The 781-nt window shown below is 51.2% G+C and carries 2 tRNA genes and 1 rRNA gene; all 3 read right to left on the reverse strand.

Going from position 1 to position 781, the window contains the following annotated elements:
* Window positions 1-248 (reverse strand): 23S ribosomal RNA (locus BSE24067_RS32170); the annotation flags it as partial.
* Between the two features lie 294 nt (window positions 249-542).
* A tRNA-Ala gene (locus tag BSE24067_RS32175) sits at window positions 543-618 on the reverse strand.
* A gap of 38 nt (window positions 619-656) precedes the next feature.
* Window positions 657-733, reverse strand: a tRNA-Ile gene (locus BSE24067_RS32180).
* Between the last annotated feature and the right edge of the window lie 48 nt (window positions 734-781).

The following is a 781-nucleotide window of genomic DNA, read 5'->3' on the forward strand; positions in this document are numbered from 1 at the left end:
TCGCCACTACTTTGGGAATCTCGGTTGATTTCTTTTCCTGCGGTTACTTAGATGTTTCAGTTCACCGCGTTCGCTTCGCATGGCCTATGTATTCAGCCATGGATACTCCATACGGAGTGGGTTTCCCCATTCGGACATCTACGGATCAAAGCTCGTTTGCCAGCTCCCCGTAGCTTTTCGCAGGCTACCGCGTCCTTCATCGCCTGTGATCGCCAAGGCATCCACCACATGCACTTGTTCGCTTGACCCTATAACGAGTCTGTCTCATCTTTCGACGCGACAGTCGCTACAGGTTGAGTTCTCGCGTTGTGCCGTATTCCAATTGAGCCGAACATGAAGTTCGAATCATCTTGAGATACATCGATACAATCACAACCCGGATAGTTTCCACGTCCATCTCAAAGACGCTTCCGCTATCCAAATTACTTACTTCTTCCAGATTGTTAAAGAACGACAGCCGATACTTTCGTACCGCTCTGACTGGCTCAATCGCCAATGCAAAGCGCTCGCTGATTTTTCAGCAAACTCTTGGCGTTGGTGATTGGTGGAGGCAGACGGGATCGAACCGACGACCCCCTGCTTGCAAAGCAGGTGCTCTCCCAGCTGAGCTATGCCCCCATGAGTACAGATTCCCTCAGGTACCTACCGCCAGACAATGGTGGGTCTGGTTGGATTCGAACCAACGACCCCCGCCTTATCAAGACGGTGCTCTAACCGACTGAGCTACAGACCCCTGAGTCTGTCTTTAATTTACAGCCGATAAGCGTGAGCGCTCAACTTG

Source organism: Burkholderia latens, assembly GCF_902499045.1.
Lineage (GTDB): Bacteria > Pseudomonadota > Gammaproteobacteria > Burkholderiales > Burkholderiaceae > Burkholderia > Burkholderia latens.